Source organism: Idiomarina sp. UBA4206 (genome assembly GCF_002383015.1).
Lineage (GTDB): Bacteria > Pseudomonadota > Gammaproteobacteria > Enterobacterales > Alteromonadaceae > Idiomarina > Idiomarina abyssalis.
The window spans coordinates 53,302-55,974 of sequence record NZ_DFTS01000014.1 but is presented as its reverse complement, the minus strand read 5'-3'; the positions used below and the strand labels follow the sequence as shown (position 1 = coordinate 55,974).

3 protein-coding genes are annotated in these 2,673 nt (G+C 45.2%); all 3 read left to right on the top strand.

The window, feature by feature from the left end; genetic code table 11:
- The first annotated feature begins 249 nt into the window (after positions 1–249).
- Positions 250–978 (top strand): bifunctional 2-polyprenyl-6-hydroxyphenol methylase/3-demethylubiquinol 3-O-methyltransferase UbiG, encoded by a 729-nt coding sequence (gene ubiG, locus B3180_RS02910; RefSeq protein WP_278358666.1) that lies wholly within the window; start codon positions 250–252, stop codon positions 976–978.
- 3 nt (positions 979–981) lie between these two features.
- Entirely contained in the window at positions 982–1,665 is a 684-nt protein-coding gene (gph, locus tag B3180_RS02905; RefSeq protein WP_278358665.1) for a phosphoglycolate phosphatase, read from the top strand.
- Positions 1,666–1,936: 271 nt separating this feature from the next.
- Positions 1,937–2,673 (top strand): ribonucleotide reductase N-terminal alpha domain-containing protein (locus B3180_RS02900; RefSeq protein ID WP_286842928.1); only part of this gene is annotated, 737 nt, incomplete at its 3' end.

The following is a 2,673-nucleotide window of genomic DNA, read 5'->3' as shown; positions in this document are numbered from 1 at the left end:
TGGCGCGCCCGACAATAACGCTCATGGCATAATCGAGGTACGAACTTTTCAGTTCGTCTTCAATATTTACCGGTGACACTTCTCTGGCTAGATCGCTCATAGTTTATTCCCTAAATATAGATCCGCATATTCATTGTTATTTTGATCCAATCATTGTACCCATCCCAAACGCGTCTCGCACCCTCTTTTTCTTATTCTTTGCCTGAGGTAGACTAGCCGCGTTATCCATCTCTTAAAGACGCATAATCTATGACCACCAGTCGCTCTAAAACTGAACAAAAAAACGTCGATCCGGAAGAGATCGCAAAATTTTCAGCACTCGCCTCGCGCTGGTGGGACCCGGATGGCGAATTTAAACCTTTGCATAAAATCAACCCGGTCCGGCTGGGCTTTATCGAAAACCATACCGAAGGGCTTTTCGGCAAGAAAGTACTGGATGTCGGTTGTGGCGGTGGATTACTCAGTGAAGCCATGGCGGAACGAGGCGCTGAGGTTACCGGTATTGATTTGGCCGAGCAGTCATTAAAGGTGGCGCGTTTGCACGCATTAGAAAGTGGCCGCCAAATTGACTATCAATGCATTGCCGTTGAAACGCTGGCCGAACAAAACACCGACAGCTACGACGTAGTGACCTGTCTGGAAATGCTTGAACACGTTCCTGACCCGGCCGCCATAGTACAAGCCTGCGCCAAAGCGGTTAAGCCCGGGGGATTAGTCTTTTTCTCCACTTTGAATCGTAATGTAAAATCCTGGTTATTGGGTATTGTCGCTGCCGAGCATATTTTAGGCTGGGTACCGAAAGGAACTCATCAGCATCAACGTTTTATTCGCCCGTCAGAACTTTTAAGTATGACTGACAAAGCCGCTTTAGAAGATATCGCTATTAATGGCTTAATTTTTCATCCTTTAAAAGGCTTTGTACTTTCAGACGAAGATGTTGATGTAAATTACATTGTCGCTTTGAAAAAGCCGGAGTAATTAATGAGTTCCTCAGATAAAAGTTCTCCGGTAAAAGCTGTCCTGTTTGATTTAGATGGCACCTTACTTGATACCGCACCCGATTTAGGCGCCGCATTAAATGCTGTTTGTGAGCAATACGAGCGCCCTGCTGTCACTGCTGAAGTGTTTACACCAGTTGCGTCCCATGGTTCCAGAGGCTTACTAAAATTGGCCTTTGATGACAATTATACGCACATGGAAACAGAGCTGAGACACGCCTTCCTGAGTGCCTATAAGAATAATATCGCCACTCATACCCAACCTTACCCGGGTGTTCTGGAACTACTGGCAGTATTACAGCGTGAGTCCATTAAAATCGCGATAGTGACCAACAAGCCTGAACGCCTGACACACCTGTTATTACCACACTTCCCTGAATTTGAAGCCATTGAAGTTGTGGTGAGCGGCGATACTCTCAGTGTCGCAAAACCATCGCCTGAGCCTTTATTCTATGCCGCGGAGAAACTGGGTGTTGAACCAACAGACTGCCTTTACGTGGGTGATGCCGAACGCGATATTGAAGCCGGCCGTAACGCCGGAATGGTCACGGTGCTTGCCGAGTACGGTTATATCAGTAACGAAGACCAACCCCAGCGCTGGCAGGCCGATTATCACATTGAATCTCCACTGGCATTGCTGGAGTTACTGGCTATCAATAACTCTTGATCTATTAACTTCCTTTAAAAGACAAAAAAATTATATAGAAAACTTTTCAGCGCAAACTCAGGCCAGTTAAAGGCTGGCAAAAAATCAAGATTCTGAATTCAAAATTATTCCGTTTTTACCGTTAAATTCACTTGATCGTATTGCCAGTTAGACCTAGCATACAGTTCATCCCAGACACACTAGATATTGTGTAAATATCGCTCTGTACAACTAATAAGCACTATATCTTGTGGCTACAAACCTATAACAAAAAGCTAAGAGTCGGCGCAAAATGAACGAGCAACTTTATGTTACGAAACGCAGCGGCGAACGCGAACCGCTAAACCTCGATAAAATTCACCGAGTGATCATGTGGGCTGCCGAAGGACTGAATAATGTCTCAGCCTCTCAGGTTGAAATTAAATCTCACATTCAGTTTTACGATGGCATTAAAACTGAAGACATTCATGAAACTATCATTAAAGCAGCTGCCGATCTCATTTCGGAAGATGCGCCCGACTATCAGTATATGGCAGCGCGACTGGCTATCTTCCACTTGCGTAAACGTGCTTACGGTAAGTTTGAACCGCCGCGTCTATACGACCATGTGAAAAAAATGGTGGCCGAGCATCGCTACGATGAACATCTGATGGATGACTACAGCGAAGAAGAGTTTGATCAAATGGACGAGTTCCTTGATCACTGGCGTGACATGAACTTCTCTTATGCTGCGGTTAAACAGCTGGAAAACAAGTATCTGGTTCAGAACCGGGTAACGGGTGACATCTATGAAAGCGCGCAGTTCTTATACATATTAGTCGCCGCTTGTCTGTTTTCGGATTACCCGAAAAGCACTCGTATGGATTACGTTAAACGTTTCTACGATGCAGCTTCTGAATTTAAAATTTCTCTACCGACACCGATTATGTCAGGTGTACGTACGCCGACACGTCAATTCAGCTCCTGTGTTTTAATTGAAGCTGGCGATAGTCTCGACTCTATTAATGCCACCGCCAGTGCTATCGTAAA

Excerpts from the sequence above, each read along its gene's own strand:
- ubiG (WP_278358666.1), top strand. The coding sequence starts at position 250 with ATGACCACCAGTCGCTCTAAAACTGAACAAAAAAACGTCGATCCGGAA.
- gph (WP_278358665.1), top strand. The coding sequence starts at position 982 with ATGAGTTCCTCAGATAAAAGTTCTCCGGTAAAAGCTGTCCTGTTTGAT.